At 61.0% G+C, this 22,100-nt stretch carries 25 protein-coding genes and 1 tRNA gene; 16 read left to right on the forward strand and 10 right to left on the reverse strand.

The window, feature by feature from the left end; translation table 11 throughout:
• Window positions 1–10 precede the first annotated feature (10 nt).
• Genes D4Q51_RS16075 through D4Q51_RS07335 form a run of 5 tightly spaced genes read right to left on the reverse strand, consistent with a single transcriptional unit; the run spans window position 11 to window position 2,332 of the window.
• Window positions 11–340 (reverse strand): protein tyrosine phosphatase family protein, encoded by a 330-nt coding sequence (locus tag D4Q51_RS16075; protein WP_338068463.1) that lies wholly within the window; start codon window positions 338–340, stop codon window positions 11–13.
• Complete coding sequence (locus tag D4Q51_RS07320; RefSeq protein ID WP_120077109.1) at window positions 340–753, reverse strand: DUF6691 family protein; 414 nt, start codon at window positions 751–753, stop codon at window positions 340–342. Before D4Q51_RS07320 ends, D4Q51_RS16075 begins: the two co-directional genes overlap by 1 nt.
• A 3-nt stretch (window positions 754–756) precedes the next feature.
• The gene (locus D4Q51_RS07325) at window positions 757–960 is read right to left on the reverse strand and encodes a YgaP family membrane protein (protein WP_120077110.1); all 204 of its coding nucleotides are present in this window, start codon (window positions 958–960) and stop codon (window positions 757–759) included.
• A complete protein-coding gene (locus D4Q51_RS07330; protein WP_120077111.1) occupies window positions 957–1,406 on the reverse strand; it encodes a YeeE/YedE family protein in 450 nt (149 codons plus the stop codon). Before D4Q51_RS07330 ends, D4Q51_RS07325 begins: the two co-directional genes overlap by 4 nt.
• Complete coding sequence (locus D4Q51_RS07335) at window positions 1,403–2,332, reverse strand: MBL fold metallo-hydrolase (RefSeq protein WP_120077112.1); 930 nt, start codon at window positions 2,330–2,332, stop codon at window positions 1,403–1,405. Before D4Q51_RS07335 ends, D4Q51_RS07330 begins: the two co-directional genes overlap by 4 nt.
• 77 nt (window positions 2,333–2,409) lie before the next feature.
• Here D4Q51_RS07335 and D4Q51_RS07340 point away from each other — a divergent pair, with 77 nt between their 5' ends.
• The 6 genes from D4Q51_RS07340 to D4Q51_RS07365 all read left to right on the forward strand — a co-directional run bounded on the left by D4Q51_RS07340 (window position 2,410) and on the right by D4Q51_RS07365 (window position 7,571).
• Window positions 2,410–3,051, forward strand: a complete 642-nt coding sequence (locus D4Q51_RS07340; protein WP_120077113.1) for a peroxiredoxin — start codon at window positions 2,410–2,412, stop codon at window positions 3,049–3,051.
• Window positions 3,048–3,395 (forward strand): ArsR/SmtB family transcription factor, encoded by a 348-nt coding sequence (locus D4Q51_RS07345; RefSeq protein ID WP_120077114.1) that lies wholly within the window; start codon window positions 3,048–3,050, stop codon window positions 3,393–3,395. Before D4Q51_RS07340 ends, D4Q51_RS07345 begins: the two co-directional genes overlap by 4 nt.
• Window positions 3,396–3,495: 100 nt before the next feature.
• Entirely contained in the window at window positions 3,496–4,533 is a 1,038-nt protein-coding gene (bioB, locus tag D4Q51_RS07350; protein ID WP_120077115.1) for a biotin synthase BioB, read from the forward strand.
• A gap of 10 nt (window positions 4,534–4,543) precedes the next feature.
• Window positions 4,544–5,698 carry an aminotransferase class I/II-fold pyridoxal phosphate-dependent enzyme gene (locus D4Q51_RS07355; RefSeq protein WP_120077116.1) on the forward strand — a complete coding sequence of 385 codons (1,155 nt, stop codon included), beginning with the start codon at window positions 4,544–4,546 and terminating at the stop codon, window positions 5,696–5,698.
• Window positions 5,695–6,312: a dethiobiotin synthase gene (bioD, locus tag D4Q51_RS07360; protein ID WP_120077456.1), complete on the forward strand. Its 618-nt coding sequence runs from the start codon at window positions 5,695–5,697 to the stop codon at window positions 6,310–6,312. The genes D4Q51_RS07355 and bioD overlap by 4 nt, the downstream gene beginning before the upstream one ends.
• Window positions 6,309–7,571: an adenosylmethionine--8-amino-7-oxononanoate transaminase gene (locus D4Q51_RS07365; protein WP_120077117.1), complete on the forward strand. Its 1,263-nt coding sequence runs from the start codon at window positions 6,309–6,311 to the stop codon at window positions 7,569–7,571. Before bioD ends, D4Q51_RS07365 begins: the two co-directional genes overlap by 4 nt.
• Here D4Q51_RS07365 and D4Q51_RS07370 read toward each other — a convergent pair.
• On the reverse strand, window positions 7,549–7,947 hold the full coding sequence (locus D4Q51_RS07370; protein ID WP_120077118.1) for a hypothetical protein: 399 nt from the start codon (window positions 7,945–7,947) through the stop codon (window positions 7,549–7,551). The genes D4Q51_RS07365 and D4Q51_RS07370 overlap by 23 nt on opposite strands.
• Window positions 7,948–8,505: 558 nt before the next feature.
• Here D4Q51_RS07370 and D4Q51_RS16110 point away from each other — a divergent pair.
• Both D4Q51_RS16110 and D4Q51_RS07380 read left to right on the forward strand, forming a co-directional pair.
• On the forward strand, window positions 8,506–8,808 hold the full coding sequence (locus D4Q51_RS16110) for a hypothetical protein (protein ID WP_420807532.1): 303 nt from the start codon (window positions 8,506–8,508) through the stop codon (window positions 8,806–8,808).
• Window positions 8,809–8,817: 9 nt separating this feature from the next.
• Window positions 8,818–9,540 carry an RES family NAD+ phosphorylase gene (locus tag D4Q51_RS07380; protein WP_205689462.1) on the forward strand — a complete coding sequence of 241 codons (723 nt, stop codon included), beginning with the start codon at window positions 8,818–8,820 and terminating at the stop codon, window positions 9,538–9,540.
• On the opposite strand, the gene D4Q51_RS07385 is transcribed toward D4Q51_RS07380, so the two are convergent.
• The gene (locus D4Q51_RS07385) at window positions 9,537–10,700 is read right to left on the reverse strand and encodes a tyrosine-type recombinase/integrase (protein ID WP_240624610.1); all 1,164 of its coding nucleotides are present in this window, start codon (window positions 10,698–10,700) and stop codon (window positions 9,537–9,539) included. The two genes, D4Q51_RS07380 and D4Q51_RS07385, sit on opposite strands and share 4 nt — an antisense overlap.
• Window positions 10,672–11,283, reverse strand: a complete 612-nt coding sequence (locus D4Q51_RS07390; protein WP_120077121.1) for a hypothetical protein — start codon at window positions 11,281–11,283, stop codon at window positions 10,672–10,674. The genes D4Q51_RS07385 and D4Q51_RS07390 overlap by 29 nt, the downstream gene beginning before the upstream one ends.
• Window positions 11,284–11,383: 100 nt before the next feature.
• On the opposite strand from D4Q51_RS07390, the gene D4Q51_RS15955 reads away from it, so the two are divergent.
• The 8 genes from D4Q51_RS15955 to D4Q51_RS07430 all read left to right on the forward strand — a co-directional run bounded on the left by D4Q51_RS15955 (window position 11,384) and on the right by D4Q51_RS07430 (window position 21,225).
• Complete coding sequence (locus tag D4Q51_RS15955) at window positions 11,384–11,560, forward strand: helix-turn-helix domain-containing protein (protein WP_240624611.1); 177 nt, start codon at window positions 11,384–11,386, stop codon at window positions 11,558–11,560.
• 46 nt (window positions 11,561–11,606) lie between these two features.
• Window positions 11,607–12,425: a hypothetical protein gene (locus tag D4Q51_RS07400; RefSeq protein WP_162925214.1), complete on the forward strand. Its 819-nt coding sequence runs from the start codon at window positions 11,607–11,609 to the stop codon at window positions 12,423–12,425.
• A 296-nt stretch (window positions 12,426–12,721) separates the two neighbouring features.
• Window positions 12,722–13,249: a hypothetical protein gene (locus D4Q51_RS07405; protein ID WP_120077123.1), complete on the forward strand. Its 528-nt coding sequence runs from the start codon at window positions 12,722–12,724 to the stop codon at window positions 13,247–13,249.
• Between the two features lie 155 nt (window positions 13,250–13,404).
• Window positions 13,405–15,225, forward strand: a complete 1,821-nt coding sequence (locus D4Q51_RS07410; RefSeq protein WP_120077124.1) for a type I restriction-modification system subunit M — start codon at window positions 13,405–13,407, stop codon at window positions 15,223–15,225.
• A complete protein-coding gene (locus D4Q51_RS07415) occupies window positions 15,222–16,490 on the forward strand; it encodes a restriction endonuclease subunit S (protein WP_120077125.1) in 1,269 nt (422 codons plus the stop codon). The genes D4Q51_RS07410 and D4Q51_RS07415 overlap by 4 nt, the downstream gene beginning before the upstream one ends.
• On the forward strand, window positions 16,487–17,014 hold the full coding sequence (locus tag D4Q51_RS07420; RefSeq protein ID WP_120077126.1) for a hypothetical protein: 528 nt from the start codon (window positions 16,487–16,489) through the stop codon (window positions 17,012–17,014). Before D4Q51_RS07415 ends, D4Q51_RS07420 begins: the two co-directional genes overlap by 4 nt.
• Window positions 17,014–18,120 carry a DUF4268 domain-containing protein gene (locus tag D4Q51_RS07425; protein WP_120077127.1) on the forward strand — a complete coding sequence of 369 codons (1,107 nt, stop codon included), beginning with the start codon at window positions 17,014–17,016 and terminating at the stop codon, window positions 18,118–18,120. Before D4Q51_RS07420 ends, D4Q51_RS07425 begins: the two co-directional genes overlap by 1 nt.
• A gap of 9 nt (window positions 18,121–18,129) precedes the next feature.
• Entirely contained in the window at window positions 18,130–21,225 is a 3,096-nt protein-coding gene (locus D4Q51_RS07430; protein WP_120077128.1) for a type I restriction endonuclease subunit R, read from the forward strand.
• 260 nt (window positions 21,226–21,485) lie between these two features.
• Here D4Q51_RS07430 and D4Q51_RS07435 read toward each other — a convergent pair.
• Together D4Q51_RS07435 and D4Q51_RS07440 are read right to left on the reverse strand one after the other, a co-directional pair.
• Window positions 21,486–21,559: transfer RNA gene (locus tag D4Q51_RS07435), tRNA-Gln, on the reverse strand.
• Between the two features lie 75 nt (window positions 21,560–21,634).
• Window positions 21,635–22,048 (reverse strand): DUF2147 domain-containing protein, encoded by a 414-nt coding sequence (locus tag D4Q51_RS07440; protein WP_205689463.1) that lies wholly within the window; start codon window positions 22,046–22,048, stop codon window positions 21,635–21,637.
• Between the last annotated feature and the right edge of the window lie 52 nt (window positions 22,049–22,100).

The raw sequence follows: 22,100 nt of genomic DNA on the forward strand, positions 1-22,100 counted from the left end.
GATCTCCGGTTCAGCCGGTTACGGCCTGGTGTAACAGCGTGCAGCGGTTGCCGGTGCGGCAATAGGCGAGCACGGGCGCGGGCAGTTCGGCCAGCGCGCGGGCGAATGCATCCTTCTGCATTTCGACGGGACGCGATGCATCGACGGGGATGTGGCGCACTTCCAGCCCCTGCGCCTCGGCAGCGGCGGCGATCTCGGCGAAGTCCGGCTGGCCCGGCTCCTCGTCATCGGGGCGGTTGCAGATGATTGCCTTGAACCCGGCCTTTGCCAGTTGCTCCACCTCTTCGGGCTGCACCTGTCCAGCAACGGAGAGGGTATCTGTCAGTTTTACAGGTTCCATCAGGCTTTTCCTTCGGTCAGTCGTAGCAGGGCCATCCCCACCAGCATCGAGACGACGAAGATCGCCGCGCCCGCAGGCTCGATCGCCAGGGCCGCGAAGCCGGGACCGGGGCACAGGCCCGCGATGCCCCAACCCACGCCGAACAGCACCGCCCCGCCGATCAGCTTCGGGGTCAGTTCACTCTTGGTGGGAACGTGGAAATCATCCTCGAAAATTGGGCGCGCCATGCCGGGGACGATGCGCCAGGCAATCGCCATGACGACAAGCGCGCCGCCCATGACGAAGGCGAGCGTCGGGTCCCAGTCACCGAACAGGTCCAGGAACCCGCGAACGCGCGCAGGCTCTGTCATGCCGCCGATGGTCAAGCCCGCACCGAACAGCAAGCCGGATATGAGGGAGAAGAGTGTCTTCATGGCTCAGCCCTTGCCGCAGGTGTTGATGCCGAACGGCAGGTAGGCCGGGCAGAAGCGCACGAGGCTGGTCACGATGAAAACCGCCGCCACGACATAGGCGACAATGGCCCATGTGCCGGTGATCGTGCCGGTCGCAGCCAATGCGATCAGGACGAGCGCCGCGACGATGCGCAGCGTGCGATCTAGTGAACCCATGTTCTTCGTCATTGCAGTACCTCCCAGCCAAGCATGTTCATCAAGGCCACCGTGGCGATGCCTGCGGCCATGAAGGTGATCGTCGCGGCGATAGAGCGGCCCGAGAGGCGGCTGATGCCGCACACGCCGTGGCCGCTGGTGCAGCCGCTTCCCAGCCGCGTGCCGAAGCCGACCAGCAGCCCGGCAACGATCAGCGGAACAGGCCCGGCAAAGGCAGGCTCCAGCCCGCCCCTTGCCAGCATCACGGCCAGCGCGCCCAGCGGCAGGCCGATCACGAATGCCCATGCGCCGATCCTGTCCATGCCGCTGCCGCCGAGGCCAGCCGCTTTCGCAGCGATGCCGGAAACACCGGCGATGCGGCCAAGGGCCAGCAGCATGATCGCTGCGGCGAGGCCGATCAGCGCGCCGCCAATCAGCCCATCCAAGGGCGCTGCGTCGGGAAAGCTGGGGATCGTCATACCGCGTTCACCGGAATCTTGATGTAGGAGACGCCGTTATCCTCCGGCTCCGGCAGGCGGCCGCCGCGGATGTTCACCTGCACGCTGGGCATGATGAGGGTGGGCATGTCCAGCGTCTTGTCGCGGCTGGTGCGCATCTCCACGAATTCCTCCTCGGTCACGCCGTCCTTCACGTGCACGTTCTCCTCGCGCTGCTGCTTGACGGTGGTTTCCCAGGCATAGACGTCTCGGCCCGGCGCCTTGTAGTCGTGGCACAGGAACAGGCGCGTATCGTCCGGCAGAGAGAGCAGGCGGCGGATCGAGCGGAAAAGCTGCCGCGCATCGCCGCCGGGGAAATCCGCGCGGGCGGTGCCGAAATCGGGCATGAAGATCGTGTCGCCCACGAAAGCCGCATCGCCGATGATGAAAGCCATGTCGGCAGGCGTGTGGCCGGGCACGTGCAGGGCAATGCCTTCCAGCTCGCCCACCTTGAAAGTCTCGCCATCGGTGAACAGGTGATCGAACTGCGATCCGTCGCGCTCGAAATCGGTGCCGGCGTTGAACAGCTTGCCGAACACGTCCTGCACGCGGACGATATCCTTGCCAATCGACAGCTTGCCGCCCAATTTCTCCTGCAAATAGGGCGCGGCGGAAATGTGATCGGCATGGGCATGCGTCTCGATCAGCCACGTCATTTTCAGGTCATTGGTTTCGACATATTCGATAATGAGGTCCGCCGAACCGAACGAGGTGCGGCCCGAATTGGGGGCATAGTCCAGCACCGAGTCGATGATCGCCGCCTCTTTCGTGGCGGGATCGTGCACGACATAGCTGATGGTATAGGTCGCTTCGTCAAAGAAGCCCGCGATTGTCGGGCGCTTCGTCTCATCCTCGCGAGCGCGCCTGATCTGCGCGCTGGCACTGGCGAGGGCCTGGTCTGTGCTCATCTTCGCAATCCTCTAATCAATTTCGTAAACTGATAATATGTATTGCCTCGATTCGCGTCAAGTGGTAGGTCACTTGCATGCAACCTGAAAATGACATCCCCATTCTTGTCCCGCCCCGCATCGGCGACAAGGCACCGGCCTTCTCTGCGCGCACCACCACCGGCCACGTGGACCTCGCGGATTTTCGCGGGCAGTGGCTGGTCCTGTTCTCGCACCCTGCGGATTTCACGCCCGTCTGCACGTCGGAATTCGTGGCGCTCGCCCGCAAGGCTGATGAATTCGCCAGGCGCGACTGCGCGCTGATGGCGCTCTCGATCGACACGCTGTTCTCGCATTTCGCCTGGCTGCGTCTCATCCGCGACCGTTTCGGCGTGGAAGTGCGCTTCCCGGTGATCGAGGACCCGACCATGGTGATCGCCAGCGCATACGGCATGACCCTGCCGGGCGATGCCGACAACTGGGGCGTGCGCAGCACCTATTTCATCGATCCCGAAGGCACGATCCGCGCGATCACCTGCTATCCGCCGAACGTGGGCCGCTCGATCCCCGAAATGCTGCGCATCCTCGATGCCTTGCAGGCGGCGGACAGGAACACGGCCCTCACTCCTGCCGACTGGAAGAGGGGCGATGCATTGCTCAGCCCGCCGGGAGAGGCGCTGGATGCCGTTTACGCCGCGGAGAAGCCCGGCGACTGGTTCTGGCAGGAGCAGGGCAAGTGACCGAGGAACAACTGCTGGAAGCCCTGAAGGCCATCGCCCATCCCTCCCGGCTGAAGATCCTGCAGACGCTGGCGAAAGGGGAGACGAACGTGGGCGAGATCGAGGAGGCGACCGGGATCGCCCAGCCCACGCTTTCCCAGCAGCTGGCTATCCTGCGCAAGGCGGAACTGGTGGACACGAGGCGTCAGGCCAAGCTGGTCTACTACTCGCTCGACGATGCGACCATGGCAAAGGTTTGCCACGCGCTCAGCCCGCTGTCGCCGGATCGGGGCGCGCCTGCGGCGTCCGAAAGTGGCCGCAAGGCCGCCTCGGGTGTCGCCAATTTCGCCAGACTCCATATCTAGCCTGCACAACTCATCGCCCCGGCGCTTCACGCGGGCGTCGTTTTTTGCCAAAGGGCGATGCAAAGCGTCGCCCCATTCGCATAACAGGACGAAAATCCGCATGATCCGCACCGACTGGACCCGCGAAGAGATCGCCGAACTCTTCGACCTGCCTTTCACCGAACTGCTGTTCCGCGCCGCCAGCGTGCACCGCGAACACCACAGCGCGGACGAGGTGCAGCTGTGCACACTGCTTTCCATCAAGACCGGCGGCTGCCCGGAAGATTGCGGCTACTGCTCGCAAAGCGCCCACGCCGACAGCGGCGTGGAAGCGACCAAGCTGATGGACGTGCGCCAGGTGCTGCAATCGGCCGCACAGGCGAAGGATGCGGGCAGCCAGCGGTTCTGCATGGGCGCGGCATGGCGCAACCCGAAAGAGCGCGACATGCCCAAGATCGTGGAGATCGTGAAAGGCGTGCGCGAAATGGGCATGGAAACCTGCATGACGCTGGGGATGCTTACCCCATCGCAGGCGGAGCAGCTCAAGGAAGCGGGTCTCGACTACTACAACCACAACATCGACACCGGCCCCGAGTATTACGAGCGCGTGATCACCACCCGCAATTACGAGGACCGGCTGACCACGCTGGAAAACGTGCGGGCGGCAGGCATCAACGTGTGCAGCGGCGGCATCGTGGGCATGGGCGAAACGCGCGAGGACCGCGTGGGCTTCGTCCACACACTCGCCACGCTGGAGCGGCACCCAGAAAGCGTGCCGGTGAACGCGCTGGTGCCGGTAAAGGGAACTCCGCTGGGCGACATGCTGGCCGATACGCCGATGGCGAAGATCGACGATATCGAATTCGTCCGCACCGTCGCGGTGGCGCGCATCTGCATGCCGATGAGCATGGTGCGCCTGTCCGCAGGCCGCGAATCCATGAGCGATGCCACGCAGGCGCTGGCCTTCATGGCTGGCGCGAACTCGATCTTCACCGGCGAAAAACTGCTGACCGCCCCCAACGCGGGCGACGACAGCGATGCGGCCTTGTTTGCGCGCCTCGGCCTGAAGGCCATGGAAGGTGAAGAACCCATGCGCGCGGTAGGGGGATGCTCTGGCGGGTGTGCCACGCAGGCAGAGGCTGAAGCCGAACTCACCTGAGCGCGCAACAATGCTCGAACATATCCGCCAGTCGCTGGAGATCATCGCAGCGAAGCACCGCACGCGGGCGCTGCGCGCGGTGGAAATGCGCCCCGGCGGCAGGCTGGTGCGCGGCGGGCGCGAATTGCTGGACTTCTCCAGCAACGACTACCTCGGCCTTGCGCAGCATCCGCTGCTGGTGGAGCGTTCTGCCAATTACGTGCGCCAGCACGGCGCGGGTGCTGGGGCTTCGCGGCTGATCACCGGCACCAGTGCTCTGCACTTGGACATCGAAGAGAAAGTCGCGGCGTTCAAGGGCACCGAGGCCGCGCTGCTGTTCGCCACCGGCTGGCAGGCCAATGCTGCCGCCATCCCGGCGCTCGCAAAGGCGGCGAAGGGCACGGTGATCTTCGCCGACAAGCTAGTGCACAACTCGATCCATGCCGGGCTTCGCGGCTCGACCGCAGAGGTGCAGTTCTACGATCACGACGATTACGACCATCTCAACGCGCTGTTGCAGGAACACGCCAGTGCGCCCGCGCGGCTGATCGTCACCGAGAGCGTGTTCAGCATGGACGGCGACCGGGCGGACCTGCCGCGGCTCAATGCCCTGGCCGCGCAGCACGATGCGCTTCTGTATGTGGACGAGGCCCATGCCACCGGCGTTCTGGGCAAGGGCGGCGCGGGGCTGACGGCGGACCATCCGGGCGCGCAGATCGTGATGGGCACGTTCAGCAAGGCGCTGGGCGGGTTCGGTGCCTACATCGCCTGCCCGGCCGTGGTTCGCGAATACCTCGTCAACATGTGCGCCGGGCTGATCTTCACCACCGCGCCTCCGCCCGCGATGCTGGGCGCAATGGACGCCGCGCTGGAACTGGTGCCCGGTATGGACGAAGAGCGCGCGCACCTTGGCGCGCTGGGCGACCGGCTGCGCGCAGTATTGCAGGATTTGGGCTACGACACGCTCGGCTCCACCACGCAAATCGTCCCGCTGGTGGTCGGGCCCGAAGCCGACGCGCTGGCCTTGGGCGAGCACCTTCTGGAGAGCGGCATAGCTGCCCTGCCCATCCGCCCGCCTACCGTGCCCAAGGGCACCAGCCGTATCCGTTTCGCCCTACGCTCAACGCTGGGGGAGGACAATATCGACACGGTGCTGGCCGCCGTCGCCGCATGGAAGAAATCATGACCCGCCATATCGTCACCGGCACCGATACCGACGTCGGCAAGACCGTCTTTGCCGCCGGGCTATCGCAGGCGCTGAAGGCAAGCTACTGGAAGCCCGCACAGGCGGGGCTGGAGGGCGAAACCGATAGCCAGGCCGTCGCGCGCCTTGCGCCCGATGCGAGCGTATTGCCCGAAGCCTATCGCCTCGAAACGCCCTGCTCACCCCATGAAGCCGCACGGGTGGACGGGGTGCAGATCGACGACGCGGCGCTGGCTCTGCCACCGGTCGAAGGGCCGTTGGTGGTCGAGGGCGCGGGCGGCGTGCTTGTCCCCTATCGTGAAGACCTGCTGGCGGCGGACCTGTTCGCACGCTGGGGCCTGCCCGCTATTGTCGTCGCGCGAACCACGCTCGGCACGATCAGCCACACGCTGCTTTCGATAGAAGCGCTGCGGGTGCGCGGCATCGCCGTGGCGGGTGTCGCCTTCATCGGTGAAGAGGAGACGGTGGCCGAAGGCGCGATCACGCGCATTGCCCAAGTGCCGCACCTCGGCCGTCTCCCACGCCTGGCTCCGCTCGATGCCGACGCGCTGGCTGCCGCCTTCGCCACCCATATCCGCATGGACCTGCTGGCATGACGCGCTCGCCCGTCTGGCATCCGTTCCACCAGCACGGCTTGGAAGAGGACATTCCCCTCGTCACCCACGCCGAAGGAGCCGTGCTGCACACCGCCGACGGCAGGCGGGTAATCGACGCGATTTCAAGCTGGTGGGTCACCACGCACGGCCACAACCACCCCGCGATCATGCAAGCCGTTCGCGAACAGACCGAGAAGCTGGACCAGCTCATCTTCGCTGGCTGGACCCACGAACCCGCCGAGACACTGGCAAGTGCGCTGGTGGACCTTATGCCCGATGGCCTCGACCATGTGTTCTATTCCGACAGCGGATCTACCGCGGTGGAAGTCGCGCTGAAGATGGCGCTGGGATACTGGCACAACCGGGGCGAGGCGCGGCACCGTATCCTGGTGCTGGAGCACAGCTACCACGGTGACACCATCGGCGCGATGAGCGTGGGCGCGCGCGGTGTGTTCAACCGCCCCTATGCCCCGTTGCTGTTCGACGTGGGCACCGTGCCTTTCCCCGCCGCCAATCCGCAACCCAGCCTCGATGCGCTGGAAGCAGCCTGCGCGGCAGGCGATGTCGCCGCCTTCATCGTCGAGCCATTGCTGCTGGGCGCGGGCGGGATGCTGACCTATTCGCCGCAGGTGCTGGCCGAAATGCGTAACGTCTGTGCCCGCCACGGCGTGCTTTTCATCGCCGACGAGGTGATGACCGGCTGGGGCCGCACCGGCACGCTATTGGCGTGCGAGCAGGCGGGCATCACGCCAGACATCCTGTGCCTTGCCAAGGGATTGACGGGCGGCTCCATGCCGCTGGCCGTCACCATGGCAACCGCGCCGATTTTCGACGCTCACTACTCTACAGACCGCTCAAAGCTGTTCTTTCACTCCTCCAGCTTCACGGCGAACCCCATCGCTTGCGCGGCTGCGGTTGCCAATGTGCGGATCTGGCAGGAGGAGCCGGTGCTGGAACGCGTCGCCACCCTTGCCGACAGGCTCGGCGCGGTGCTGGTGAAGCTGGCACAGCGGCCGGACGTGGTGAATCCACGCCAGTGCGGCACCATGATCGCCTTCGACGTCGATGTGGGGGGCGACGCGGGGTACCTCGCCGAGATCGGCCCGCAGATGCGAGCGCATTTCTTTGCGAACGACGTGTTGATCCGGCCGCTCGGCAGCACCGTCTACACCATGCCACCCTACTGCATCTCGCAAGACGATATAGACCGGATGGCCGACGTCATGGCCTCAGCCGTCAATACCTGCGTGTCCGAATAAGCGGGAACCCGGCAGATAATATCTGGGCGGCTAGCCCAAGCATGGGGCCTGTCTCGCTATAGCTTTGAAAATACTCTAGCAGGGACGAGCCGAACAGGGTCACCGCAAGCACCGCTTCTGCCAGCAGCAGGAGGATGAGCGCAATTGCCCCCATGAGCAGGCTGTCCCGTGGCTTCCGCACCAATTGGAAATTGCTCAGGATCCAGCCACATGCGAACCATGCGATGAGCAGCATGACGGGCAGTTCCATCGCGATGGCGGCAACCTCTCCCACTTGGGGAACGACCAGGAGGACCCGCAGCGTTCCCAGGATGAAGCCCGCCGCGAAGAGTGTGACGAAATACACGAAACCCGCCAAGGCCACTTGTCTGATCACGTGGGCGCTTCCTTCTGATCCATGCCAAATCCCGGACTTGGAACATTTTCGGGTCACGATGGGGCAACTCGAAGAACACGGGCGTTGCTCCTGATATTACTCATCTCGGTTAGCCCAGGCAAAGTCGTGGCGTTGTTGCATGCAAACGCCGGAACAGCCGGGGAAATCGCCCAAAATCAGCGGAAACAACGGCAATGGAAACCGCAACCATACAGTCACCGGGAACGCCGGAAAGAATGGCTTCTATCGGGAAGGAATGGATGCCCCGCAAGGATTCGAACCTTGATTGACGGAGTCAGAGTCCGTCATGACCCCGCAGAAATGCTGCTGTGTCGGTTGGCGTGTCGCATCCATGTCGCATGCAATGGAGAGCGAGATAATCGCACCACCTTGAACATTGACACCCATTTACTCATATGATAGATAATTTACTCTCATATGGAGGACAACATGGTTGCGGACCTCAAGCTAGTCGAACCCCAGATACAACCGATTACCGACCACGGTCAGGTCTCGAAGATCGTTAAGGCCGTGGTGCGCGCTTCGGCCGCTTGGGACTTGACCAGCGCGGAAGCCGCTGCGCTGTTCGACGTGTCCATGGCGACGTGGGGTCGGATGAAGGCCGGCACATACAAGGGCCAATTAGACCGCGACAAAGTCACGAGAGCAAGCCTCATCATTGGCATTTTCAAGGGACTTCGACTGCTGTTCAATGGGCCTCTTACATACAACTGGCCGACACTTCCCAATCGGGGAGCGCCCTACAATGGCCAGAGGCCGATCGACTTGATGATAGCAGGAGGTATTCCAGCAATGGGAGCTGTGCGACAGCACATTGATGCGCTTCGGGGAGGCGTTTGACGCAATACCGTGAGCGACGATGCCCCCCTTGCGCTTCCGCATGCGCTGGAAACCACGGACATAGCGGAAAACGATACGATAAGGCTCATCAGCACGGCCTATATCGATGAGCCGGCCATGGCCCCACTAGCAGATGACGAGGCTGATCTCGATTTTCTCGCGGAGATCGAGCGCAAAACATCCATGCGGCAGAATGAAGATTTGCCGTTGCCGCCAGACGTGGACCGTCGTGAACTGCTGACAGAAGCATCGGGTTACGGCTGGACCTACGTAAACGCAGCCTTCTGCTACACGCGACCGAGCGGCAATCGTTTCAACGATGCAAATCGAGGAGCTTGGTATGCTGCTTGGGGCGCTGACGCATCCGAGACAGCAGTTTCGGAGGTATCATTCCATCTCGCTCGTGAACTCGAAAACGTTGGAGTGTTCGAGAACACCACGGACTATCGCGAACTTGTCGCGGCGTTTATTGGGCCGTTCATCGATTTGCGCGGGAAGGAAGAAGAGCCTTACCTATCACCTGATGCAACGGTAGGACACGAAGCGGGTCAATTGCTTGCGCGCGAGCTACGAGGAATTGGCGCAAATGGCGTGCTATATCCGTCAGTGCGGCGTGCTGGTGGTCTGTGCCTAGCTGCATTCCGCACAAATTTGGTGCAGAATGTGCGTCAAGGGGCGACATGGCGTCTGACGTGGACTGGAGCACCCACCCCCTCGGTCACAGCAATTTAGTCAGTATTGGCGAACAGAGCCCGTTCGATCGCGAGCGCGTCCGCAGCACCCCGGTCCGCTTGCTCGAAAAGGTGACCGTAGATGTCGAAGGTCACCTGGATCGACCCATGCCCTACGAGCGTCTGCACCCGTTTCGGGTTCAGTCGCTGGTCAATCCAGAGCGAAGCAGCAGCATGACGAAATATGTGTGCAGTGTATTTCGCGACGTCTGCGTCTTCACGTTCGCCCCGCTTGGTTACTCCTGCAGCGACTAGGATCGGTTTGAGATGGTTTTTCGCCATCACGGTATGAGAAAGAACCCTGCCCTTTTGGCTCGGAAACACCAGCTCAAGGGGGTGGAAGGGGCAGGCCATTTTCCATTCGCGGAGAGTCGATACAACTCGACTGGGAATCGGTATCTCTCGAAATCCAGAAGCCGACTTCGGAGGGCCGAGTTGACCTTTCGCATCTGCACGCTGTTCGACCCGCACACTGCCATTTTTCAGATTGATTGCGGACCAAGCAAGGCCGCGAACTTCAGAAGCTCGCATCCCAGTGAAGATCACCAATTCGACAATCGCGCGTCCCATTAAGTCTTTGGACGCGGCGGCAGCTTCGAGGATCGCACGAATCTCGGCCTTGCTGGGTGGAGAAACCTGACGCCTTTTGCGAGGAGCTTTTGGGACCTTCACGGCCAGCGCTACGTTCTGCCCGACCAACGCCCTTGCTTGAGCATCGGTCAGGATCGCCTTGAAGCTTCGAAAGACGCGCGTTGCCATCGGCCGCGAAAGATCGGCCAGCCAGCTATCCAGAAGCGCGCGCACCTTCGGCGCGGTGAGCTGCGAGAGCTTCTGTGCTCCACACCGTGGCACGATATGCAGCCGAATGTGCTGCTCGTAGGCAGCGATGGTGGTGGGTTCGCGATCGCTCGCGCGCACGCTGTCCAACCAAAGCTCCGCTGCTTTGGCGACCGTGGTGGAGATGCTGTCAGGTGTATGGACACCTTGCTGCACCTCGGCGAGAGCGTTGACCGCCCAAGAGTCAGCGTCCTTCTTCCGAGCGAACTGCTTCGCCCTGCGCTTTCCAGCAGCATCGCGATAGTCAACGATCCAAGCGGATCGCTTTTCTCCCGAAGGCGTCTTCCAAGACCGCTTACGGACGGACGACATAATCCTCCGCATGGGCCAACAGACCCTTTGCAAGCTCAACCGCATCAACGTCCGCGACGTGGGCGATTGCCTTCACGAGCCTTACGAACAGGGCTCCAACGTCGATGCGAACAGCGGAAAAGGGCACTTCCGCGGGTTGCTGGTCGCCGGTGCATTCGGAAGCGATCCAAGTAGCCACTCGAACGCCGAGATCGCGAGGAGTCGAAAGGAGCCGGTGCATGCAGCACCACGCCGTGACCGTCTTCCCGCCAGGCCATTCTCCTCCATCCACCGCCAGCCTCAATTCGTCCGGTGATACATCATGATGGGCCAGAAACCCGAAGCATTCCCTCACAACACCATCGGTGTCCTCGACAGCCGAGACTGCGTAATCAGGCGACAGGCCAGCATCGATTAGCGCAAGCGCGATCGACACGTCGGCAAGCTGCTCGAAGTCGAACTTGGCGACTTTGCCACGCCCGGTCGCCAACCCCTGCGGGCACCCCTTCTTTCGCAGATTCTCCAATCGCGCACGCAGCGCGAGCTTATCAGCGTCAGGCACGCTGAAGACATGCGCAGCGATCTTTTCGACTTCTCGTGTGGAAAGCTGGATCATGACAATGACGTTAGCCTTGCCGTCATATCTTGACAAGCGAAAAAGCGTCCTCCATGGGAAATCACGTTATTGTTACCGTCATCTAGAAAAGGATCTTCATTTGCACTCGGATTTGATCGTCGGCGCTGATGGCGCTGCCCTCTACACAGGACTTTCTCGGCGCACCGTCTACAGGCTGGTCGAAGAGGGTCACATCCCGGCTGTCCGTAAGGGACGCCGCCTCTATTTCCGCAAGTCGGAACTCGACCGTGCGTTCAGCACACGAGAAGCCGCATAACGAATGCCGCACAAAAACATGTCATCGCTTCCATGGCGACCGTGAGATGTCGGTGCGTAAAATCTCGGCAAGTCGTCTAGCCGATTACAACGGGCCACGGCGCGCAAAACCGAAGCTGAATCCGCAGAAGCGTGAGCGTTCGACCCTGCTCGCTGACGAAGAACAACTGCTGAAGGCGCTGTTCTTCGACGATGCAGTCCGAGCCTTCTGGGACACTGTCATGGGGCGCCCTCGCGACCCTATGTCAGTATGGGTGGATTCTGACCAAAGCTGGAACGAGACACTGCTGCAACCATGCGAACTACCTGAATGGGAAAGCATGAGTGAGCGGATGAAGATGTTCGTCGGCTTCGATGTGGCTATGGAGTTCGGCTGGTGCTTCACATTCACCGCCAACATTTCTCCTGACCTGGTGGACAAATGGAAAACCGAGGGAAGCGACCTCGTTGCGAATGTGCAGCAGCGGGTAAAGCGCCACATGGGCGCGAAGGGCATATCGGACATGCCGATTTGCTGGGTGCTGGAAGCGCGCACCAAGAGCGGCAAGAGCCGCAACAAGCCGCACATCCATGGCATTGCCATTTGCGAAGATCCGTTGCTCGCGACAAAGCTGAAGCTCGCGCTCGAACTCGCTCTGGCGACCGGCCTCGACAAGAGGAAGCGTCGGACCGCGGTTCAGGTCAAACGCGGATACGCGAAGCCCAATGATCCCATGGGGCGGTTCCGCTGGGTCTCATACATTACGAAGAACGCGCACCTCTACGACAGGCGGTTCGGGAAACGTCGGGTCTACATCAGCAGGAGCTATACACAGGTTGCTCGGCTGGCATGGGCTGTGCGGCGCGACGACTGCTTGGCGGCCTAGCTGATAAGTTGATTTTTGTTGGTGTTTTGTTGAGCGGATTCCGGTGTTTTCGTGGCGAGCGTTCGCCGGCGACACGACGAATATGTCTGCGTAGACGCTTTCCGCCCTTCATCGGCGCTTGCCCACAATCCCGAATATCCGCCGTTTTCAGCGACCGCACAAATTCACCGCCGGTTGACTCGCTCAACTTCTTCGCGGCGCGCACTTCCCATCGCCGCCACAGCATTGCCCACCCGCATCCACCACAGCGCGCAGCTACGCATCGAGCATCACCAACAGCAAAAGGTAATGCTCAAATGCGTTTTGAATTGTATCGCGTCACGATCTCTCGTGCTCACCGGCGTGTCACCGGCTTCGTGCTGGCCTCCGACCCACAGCGGGCCGAGGAAATCGTCGTCGCCAACGAAGTCGAACTTAATCAGGAGAATGACGGCTTCACCGTCGAGCGGGTGGACGACACACTGCCGGAGGGCCAACGGCTGGGACTCGACGCCCTGCTCGAATGCGCTCCGGCGGGCTTCGCCAGCTTCAATCCACAGGTCGGCTGGATCGCGCATGCGCTCCCCGCACCGAAGCTGCATCTTTATCGGATCGAGGAAGTGTCCGGCGACGAGCATTTCGTTGTCGCACCCACCGGAGATGTCGCTGCGGCCGTCTACTGTGAGTGTGTCGAGCTGAAGGAAGGCGAAGCGCGAATGTTCCGCATCCATGACGGCGCGATCGGCCTGAAGAACGAGGCGCTTCGAGGTTTGCCAGCGCTTCTGGAGTTCGGCCCCGTTGGCCTCGCGATGTTTACCGAGAGCGGCTGGTCGTTCAAGGACTAGCTGAATATTACTGAATCGAGCTTGTCGTGTTTTGGTGTTCCATTTCACGACAAGCTTTTCTTCGTCGCATCTCCCAGTATCGCGGTTGCGCGCTCCGAATACTGCCTTGCCGATAACTTCGCAGTGCGGCACTAACCCCTGCAAAGGGGAAACCAGTGAATCATCAATCGCTTTCGGCGTTTATCTGGTCGGTCGCGGACCTATTGCGCGGCGACTACAAGCAATCTGAATATGGGCGCGTCATCCTCCCGTTCACGGTGCTTCGGCGCCTCGACTGCGTGCTCGCTCCCACCAAGGACGCGGTGCTCGAAGCGGCTGGAAAGGGGCACCCCGACCCGATGCTGCTGCGCGCATCGCAGACCACCTTCTTCAACCGTAGTCCGCTCGACCTCGTGAAGCTGGTCGGCGATCAAGACAACATCGCCACCAACCTACTCTCCTACATCCAAGGCTTCTCGCCGGAGGTGCGCGACATCTTTGAGCAGTTCGAATTCGCCGCGCAGATCGACAGGCTCGCCAAGAACGGCCTGCTCTATCAGGTGACCGAGCGCTTCGCTGGCATCGACCTCCACCCCAGCACCGTCGATAACAACCAGATGGGGCTCGTCTTCGAGGAGCTGATCCGGCGTTTCGCGGAAATCTCGAACGAGACGGCTGGTGAGCATTTCACGCCGCGCGAAGTCATCCGGCTGATGGTCAACCTTATCTTCGTCGAGGATGACGATGTGCTCTCCAAGCCGAGCGTCGTGCGCACCATCTACGATCCCACGGCGGGCACCGGCGGCATGCTCTCCATCGCGGGGGAATACCTGCACGAGCATAACCCGCTGGCGCACCTCACCATGTCAGGGCAGGAGCTGAACCCGGAGTCCTACGCGATCTGCAAGGCCGACATGCTCATCAAGGGGCAGGACATCACCAAGATCGTGCAGGGCAACACGCTCTCCGATGACGGTCATCCCGGCCAGACCTTCGATTACATGCTCTCCAACCCGCCCTTCGGCGTGGAATGGAAGAAGGTGCAGAAGGAGGTGAAGGAGGAGCACCAACGGCTGGGTCATGCAGGTCGGTTCGGTCCTGGCCTGCCCCGTGTTTCCGATGGCTCGCTGCTGTTCCTGATGCACCTGCTTTCCAAGATGCGACCCAAGGCCGAAGGCGGCTGCCGCTTCGGCATCGTGCTCAACGGCTCACCGCTGTTCACCGGGGCGGCTGGTAGCGGGGAGAGCGAGATCAGGCGCTATGTGCTGGAGAATGACCTAGTCGAGGCGATCATCGCACTGCCGACCGACATGTTCTACAACACCGGCATCGCTACCTATGTCTGGATACTGTCGAACAAGAAGCCGACGGAGCGTCAGGGCAAGGTGCAGCTGATCGACGCCAGCAGCTTCTGGCAGCGCATGCGCAAATCGCTCGGCAGCAAGCGCAAGCAGATGGGTGACGAGCAGATCGGCGAGGTGACGCAGTTGTTCGGCGCGTTTGTCGAGGCAGAGTTGGCGACAGTGCTGGACGCGGAGGGCAAGGAGGTCATTCGGCAGATCGTGCGCGAGGGCGAGACGGGACCGTCCGCACCGGAAGGTGGCAAGGTGAAGCTCGCGCCGCTCTCTCGCATCTTCGACAACACAAACTTCGGCTACCACACCATCACGGTCGAGCGACCGGAGCTGGATGAGGATGGAAAGCCGGTGCTGGGGCAGCGCGGAAAGGCCAAGGGCAAGCCGGTCGCCGACACCAGTCTACGCGACAGCGAGAATGTGCCGCTGATCGAAGACGTTGACGCCTATTTCGAGCGGGAGGTGAAGCCACACGCACCCGACGCATGGATCGACAAGTCGAAAACCAAGATCGGCTACGAAATCCCGTTTAACCGCCACTTCTACGTGTTTGAGCCGCCGCGTGCGCTGGAAGAGATCGACGCGGAGCTTGGCGAGGTGTCCGACCGAATTCGCGCGCTTTTGAAGGACATGGCTGCGTGACCTTCCCGGCCTACCCTGAATACGCGGACAGCGGCTTCCAGTGGCTCGGCAAGGTGCCCAAAAGCTGGTCCTCGATCCCTTTCGGGATGATGTTCCGTCGCATCAAGCGGACGGGCCATGGCGAAGAGGAACTCCTGTCAGTCTATCGAGACTATGGTGTTATTCGCAAGTCGGACAGGGACGATAACTTCAACAATGCCTCGGACGACCTGTCATCATACCAGCTGGTTGAGCCCGGCGACCTAGCGATGAACAAAATGAAGGCATGGCAAGGATCGCTCGGCGTGTCGGACCTTCGTGGCATCGTGAGTCCCGCATATTTCGTGTTCAGTCCACGCAAGCAGTTTCATCCGCCTTTCATGCATTACCTGCTGCGGTCACCGCCTTATGCGGCTGGTTACATGACGATCTCGAAAGGTATCAGGATCAACCAGTGGGACGTCGATCCCGACCATCTCACCTCGCTACCAGTGCTATTCCCTTCGAGCGCCGAACAAGAAGCCATCGCCGGCTTCCTCGACCGCGAGACGGTGAAGATCGATGCGCTGGTGGCGGAGCAGGAGCAGCTTATCGCACTGCTGAAGGAGAAACGGCAGGCGGTCATCTCGCACGCCGTCACCAAGGGTCTCGACCCCGACGCACCTATGAAAGACAGCGGCATCGAATGGCTCGGCGAAATCCCCGCTCACTGGACGCTACCAGCGGTCTGGATGCTGTTCAGGATGGGGCGTGGCCGCGTCTTGAGTCATGATGATATTGCGGGGAATCCCGGCCCATACCCAGTCTACTCCTCGCAGACGGAAAACGACGGCGTGATGGGCCACATTGGCTCCTTCGACTTCGACGGCGACTTTCTGACATGGACGACTGACGGCGCAAGAGCCGGGACGGTTTTCCGCAGGTCAGGCCGTTTCAACTGCACAAACGTCTGCGGAACATTGGAGCCTCAAAAGGACATTGATCTCGACTTTTGCCAAGCCGCCCTCTCGCAAGCCACGAGGTATTTTGTTCGGCAGGACATCAACCCAAAACTGATGAACAACGTAGTGTCCGGCATTAGAGTGCAAGTCCCACCTTTGGCCGAGCAGAAAGCGATTCTATCTCACGTTCGAGAGGTCACAGGTGGTTACATCGAAGTAATAAGGGCAGCCGAGCAAGCTATCGATCTTTTGAAGGAGCGTCGCTCCGCGCTGATCTCTGCCGCTGTCACCGGCAAGATCGACGTGCGCGGACTTGCCGAGCAACACGAAGTGGAGGCCGCATGAGCCTGGAGAAAATCATCGCATCGCTTCCCGGCAGGTCTGCTGGAGAGCGCAAACAGATGCGGCTCAACGCCATCGAGCAATCCGAGGGCCAAGACGCCAAGAAGGCAACCGAAGCCCAGCAGTTCCTCGCAGCACTCGATGAAGTCGAAGCAGACGAGCACGCGGAGCTGATCGCCGAAGTCGAAGGTTTGAAACCAGCGGAGAGGGTCATCAAGGCATTCAAGGCCGAGCCTATGACGGATACAGAGCAGAAGCTAATCCAGGTGCTGCTCGATAACCCCAACTCGATGTCTGGCGAACTGACCGAAAAGATCGGCTGGAAGGGCATGAGCTGGCATCTGCATTTCGGCACCATGTGCGCGAACCGCGGCGTCTATCTCGGCCAGCCCCCCAAGGCGACGACACCCAACGGCAAGTTCTACACCGGCATCCTCGCGGATTTCGACAACGATACGAGCCGCTTCACCATGAAGCCTGATGTCGCGGCAGCCTTCGCACAGCTGGGTCTGAAGGGCAAAAGCTGATGGCGATTTACGAAGTCAACGGCCAAGGTCTCGTCGCTATCGCCGAGACAAATTTCAGTGCCGAGGGCATTTACGAGAGGAAGGACATCCAAAACCTCCTCAAGATGAACATCGAGGTTCTCGATGAGGGCTTGATGGTGATTGCCGAGGAGTTCGGCGACTGGCTCGACAGCTCACGCAGGATTGACCTGTTATGCCTCGACACCGACGCCAACCTGGTCGTGGTCGAACTCAAACGCACCGACGACGGCGGTCACATGGAGCTACAGGCGCTGCGCTATGCGGCCATGGTCGCGAGGATGACGTTCGATCAGCTCGTCGATACCCATGCGCGCTTCAAGAACCCGTTGCAGCCTGACGAAGATGCCGCTCGCTCCGCCATCCTCGAATTTCTTGGTTGGGCTGCACCTGACGAGGACCAGCTCGCACAAGATGTGCGCATCATTCTCGCCTCTGCGAATTTCGGCAAGGAACTAACCACGGCGGTCTTGTGGCTCAATGAACGCGGCATCGACATCCGCTGCGTGCGTTTGAAGCCCCATCGCATGCAGGACGGCCCGCTCCTGCTCGACATCCAGCAGATCATTCCACCGCCGGAGGCCGCTGATTTTCAGACGCAGATCGGCGTGAAGAGCCAGGCAAAGCGCCAAAACAAGACCGAGCGGCACACGATACGCTACAAGTTCTGGGAGGAGCTGCTCAACTACGCGAAGACCAAGACGCCGATCCACGCAAACCGCAAGCCTTCGCAGGACGGGTGGATTTCAGGTGGCTTGGGCAGATCGGGATTTTCGCTGACTTACTCGGTGCGCCAGACGGACAGTCAGGTGGAGCTATGGATCTCTTTGGGCAAAGGCACTGCTGACAAGAACATGGCGGCCTTTAAAGCGCTCAAGGCGCAGCGCGAGGCTATCGAGACAAAATTCGGCGATGAGCTGGAATGGATGGATCTTCCAGACAGCGACGGCTGCCGCATTCGCTACATCGTCGATGGCGGCTGGCGCACACCCAGCGACAAGTGGCCGGAGGTTCATCAGGAGCTGGTGGATGCAATGATCCGACTGAACGAAGCGGTGCGAGATCCTGTCTTGGCATTAGAGTTGTAAGGGGGCGCCGTGAGCCTGCACAAGGAAATCAGCTTCGAGGACGAAATCTGCAACCATCTGGATGCGGCTGGTTGGATCTACGAGGAAGGCGCTGCGGCGCGCTATGACCGCGAGCGTGCGCTTTTCCCCGAAGACCTTCGCGACTGGTTGCAGGAGACGCAGCCGAAGGTGTGGGAGGCGCTTGAGAAAGCGCACGGCGCAGCGGCGCTAGACGTCCTCGGCGATCGCCTGCGCAAACAGCTCGACGATCGCGGCACACTGGATGTTCTGCGCCATGGTCTCGAAATGATCGGTGTGCGCGGTCTGGTAAGCCTCGCGCAGTTCGCTCCCGCGTCAGGCATGAACCCCGACATCGTGTCTCGCTACGAGGCGAACAAGCTGCGGGTCGTGCGCCAGCTCCGTTACTCGCGCTCGAACGAAAAAAGCATCGACATCGGCCTGTTCCTCAACGGCATTCCCGTCGCGACGACGGAGTTGAAGACCGACTTCACGCAGAGCATCGGCGACGCAATCGACCAGTATAAGTTCGATCGCAATCCGAAGAACGAGCCACTGCTGACCTTCGCTCGCGGCGCTCTCGTTCACTTCGCCGTGTCTAACCGCGAAGTGATGATGACCACGAAGCTGGAAGGCGGGAAGACGCGCTTCCTGCCGTTCAACCGGGGCAACAAGGGCGGCGCGGGGAACGTCGCCGATGGTCCCGGCCACCCGACAGCCTATCTTTGGGAAGAGGTCTGGCAGCGCGACAGCTGGCTCGAACTGATCGGCCGCTGCATGATCGCGAAGCGCGACAAGAAGAAGCAAATCACCACGGTGATCTTCCCGCGCTATCATCAGCTCGACGCGACGAGGAAGCTGCGTGAGCAGGTGCGCGCCGAAGGGGCCGGCGGGCGCTTCCTGATCCAGCACAGCGCCGGATCGGGCAAGACCAACTCGATCGCCTGGTCAGCGCACTTCCTTGCTGACCTGCACGACGAAAACGATCAGAAGGTGTTTTCGAGCGTGATCGTGGTCTCTGACCGCAACGTGATCGATGCACAGCTGCAAGAAGCGTTGTTCGAGTTCGAGCGCACCAAAGGTGTCGTCGCGACCATCACGAGCGACAGCGGTAGCAAGAGCGCTGCGCTGGCCGATGCTCTCGACGCGGGCAAGAAGATCATCGTCTGCACCATGCAGACATTCCCGTTTGCCTTGGAGGCTGTGCGTGAACGCGCAGCGACCGATGGCAAGAAGTTCGCCGTGATCGCCGACGAGGCGCACAGCAGCCAAGCCGGCGAGACCGCCGCGAAGCTCAAGGCTGTGCTGTCGCCCGAAGAACTCGAAGAGCTAGGTGATGGCGGTGAGGTAAGCGCGGAAGACGTTCTCGCCGCGCAAATGGCCGCGCGTGCAGCCGAGGATGGGGTGACCTACGTTGCTTTCACAGCAACGCCCAAGACGAAGACAATGGAGCTTTTTGGGCGCAGGCTGAACCCTGACGCACCGGCAAGCGACGACAACAAGCCACGGCCTTTCCACGTCTACTCAATGCGGCAGGCGATCGAGGAAGGCTTCATCCTCGATGTGCTGAAGAATTACACGCCCTACAAGCTCGCCTTCAAACTCGCCAGTGGCGGGCAGGAATGGGATGAGATGGAAGTCGAGAAGAGCGCGGCAATGAAAGGCATAATGCGCTGGGTTCGGCTGCACCCTTACAACATCTCGCAGAAGGTCCAGATTGTGGTCGAGCACTTCCGCGAGAATGTCGCGCCACTGTTGGATGGCAAGGCGAAGGCGATGGTTGTGCTTGGAAGTCGTTTGGAGGCTGTCAGGTGGCAATTGGCGATCGAAGCCTACATCAAGTCGCAAGGCTATCGCATGCGCACCCTCGTGGCGTTTTCGGGCGAGGTGAACGATCCAGACAACAAGGGCGAGAGCTTCACGGAGACGAGCGCGAAGCTGAACCCCAGTCTGCTTGGCCGCGACATTCGCGATGCATTCAACGACGAGGAATGCAAGCTGCTACTCGTCGCAAACAAGTTCCAGACTGGGTTCGACCAACCGCTTCTGTGCGGCATGTATATCGATCGTCGGCTGGCGGGTATTCAGGCGGTGCAGACGTTGTCGCGACTGAACCGCTCGCACCCCGGTAAGGACACCACATACATCCTCGACTTCGTGAACAGCTCCGAGGAAGTGCTGGCGGCCTTCAGGCAGTATTACGAGACCGCAGAGATCGAGGCCGAGACCGACCCGAACCTTATCTTCGATCTGCGCCAGAAGCTCGATGCTTCGGGTCACTACGACCAGTTCGAGATCGACCGGCTGGTAGCAGTCGAACTTGATCCCAATGCGACACAGGGGCAGCTAATCGGCGCGATCGAACCCATCGCGCAGCGCATGCTGACGCAGTTTAGTGAGGCCAAGGATCAATACAAGGCGGCTATAGACGCAAAGGACAAGACTGCCGCGAACGAGGCCAAGGAAGAGATGGACGTGCTGCTTCAGGTGCGCGGCGACATGGCCACCTTCACACGCATCTATGCCTTCCTGTCCCAGATTTTCGACTACGGCAGCACGGAGATCGAGAAGCGCTACATGTTTTACAAGCGCCTTACCCCGTTGTTGCAGTTCGGACGTGAGCGAGATGGCGTGGACTTGTCAGGAGTTCGGCTTACGCACCACAACCTCAAGAACGAGGGCGCTCGCACGCTACAGGTCGGTGATGATCGTCCCGCGCTTCCACCAATAACGGGGGTTGGCTCTGGAGCGGTGCAGGAGAAGGAAAAGACGCTGCTCGCAGAGATCATCGCCAAGGTGAACGACCTGTTCGACGGTGACCTAACCGATGACGATCAGCTCATCTATGTGAACAACGTGATCAAGGGAAAGCTGCTTGAGTCAGAAGAGCTGCGCTCTCAAGCGCGGAACAACAGCAAGACACAATTTGCCAGTTCGCCGACCCTTTCGAGTGCCATCCTCGACGCGATCATCGATGCCATGGCCGCGCACGAAATCATGAGTTCGCAAGCACTGAATTCGGCGAAGGTGCGCGAGGGACTGCGCGATGTGCTGTTAGGGCCAGGGCAGCTCTATGAGGAGCTGCGGAAGGACATCGAGCAGGGGTAACGTAGCGTCCACGCTGGTGACGAAGGTCAAAAGCAGAAGTCCTACAAATTTCCAGCTCTGTTGACCCTGATGGTGCCAATCAGCCGATATGAGAAGGTTTCCTGCCATCCACTGGCTTCCCGCATGCTGCATCCATGTTGCACGGAGTCGCCGTGCTGCCACGAGAATCGGCGGGAATCAGCGGAATAGCGAAGAACGCCGAAGAACACGCGGGAACGTGCGTCACCATCGCACAAGCTATTGTTTTATTTGGTGAAAGCTGGATGCCCCGCAAGGATTCGAACCTTGATTGACGGAGTCAGAGTCCGCTCTCTTACCGTTAGAGGACGGGGCACCAGAGGTGGGCGCCATTAACGCCGCCTCCGGATTCGGTCAACCCCAGTCTCGGCTGAAGTCTGAGCTCGCCTGTCTAGTTTACGGCAGGCCAGACGCGGGTGCGGCAGAACAGGGTGACGCAGCCCTTCACCTCCAGCGAGCCGTTGGCGCGGCGGCGCACTTCGGTGCGGTAGGTGTTGCCATCCTCGGGATTGTAGACCTCCCCGCGCCATGCGCCATCATCCCAGCGCAGGTTCTGGAGGATGGTGATGCCGAGGATCGGGCGGTCGCGCAGGGCGGGGTTGTCGTTGTGCCGGTCGCGGTTGGTCTCGCCGGGCTTGTTCCTGATGATCCGCGTGATCTCTCCGCAGCGGGCATTGCCGCAGGGGGCGACGGTGATCTCGGTATAGCCGCCCGAATCAACGTAGGTGCCGTCAATGTTGCTCTGCGCGGCGGCGGGAGCGGTAAGCAGCGCGATTGCGGCGAAGGGCGCGAGGTTTTTCAGCATCATGCTCCTCTATACGCACGAGCGCGGTGAATGGCGCCTGAGTCCGTTGGCG

This window comes from Aurantiacibacter odishensis (assembly GCF_003605195.1).
In the GTDB taxonomy this organism is placed as follows: Bacteria; Pseudomonadota; Alphaproteobacteria; order Sphingomonadales; family Sphingomonadaceae; genus Alteraurantiacibacter; species Alteraurantiacibacter odishensis.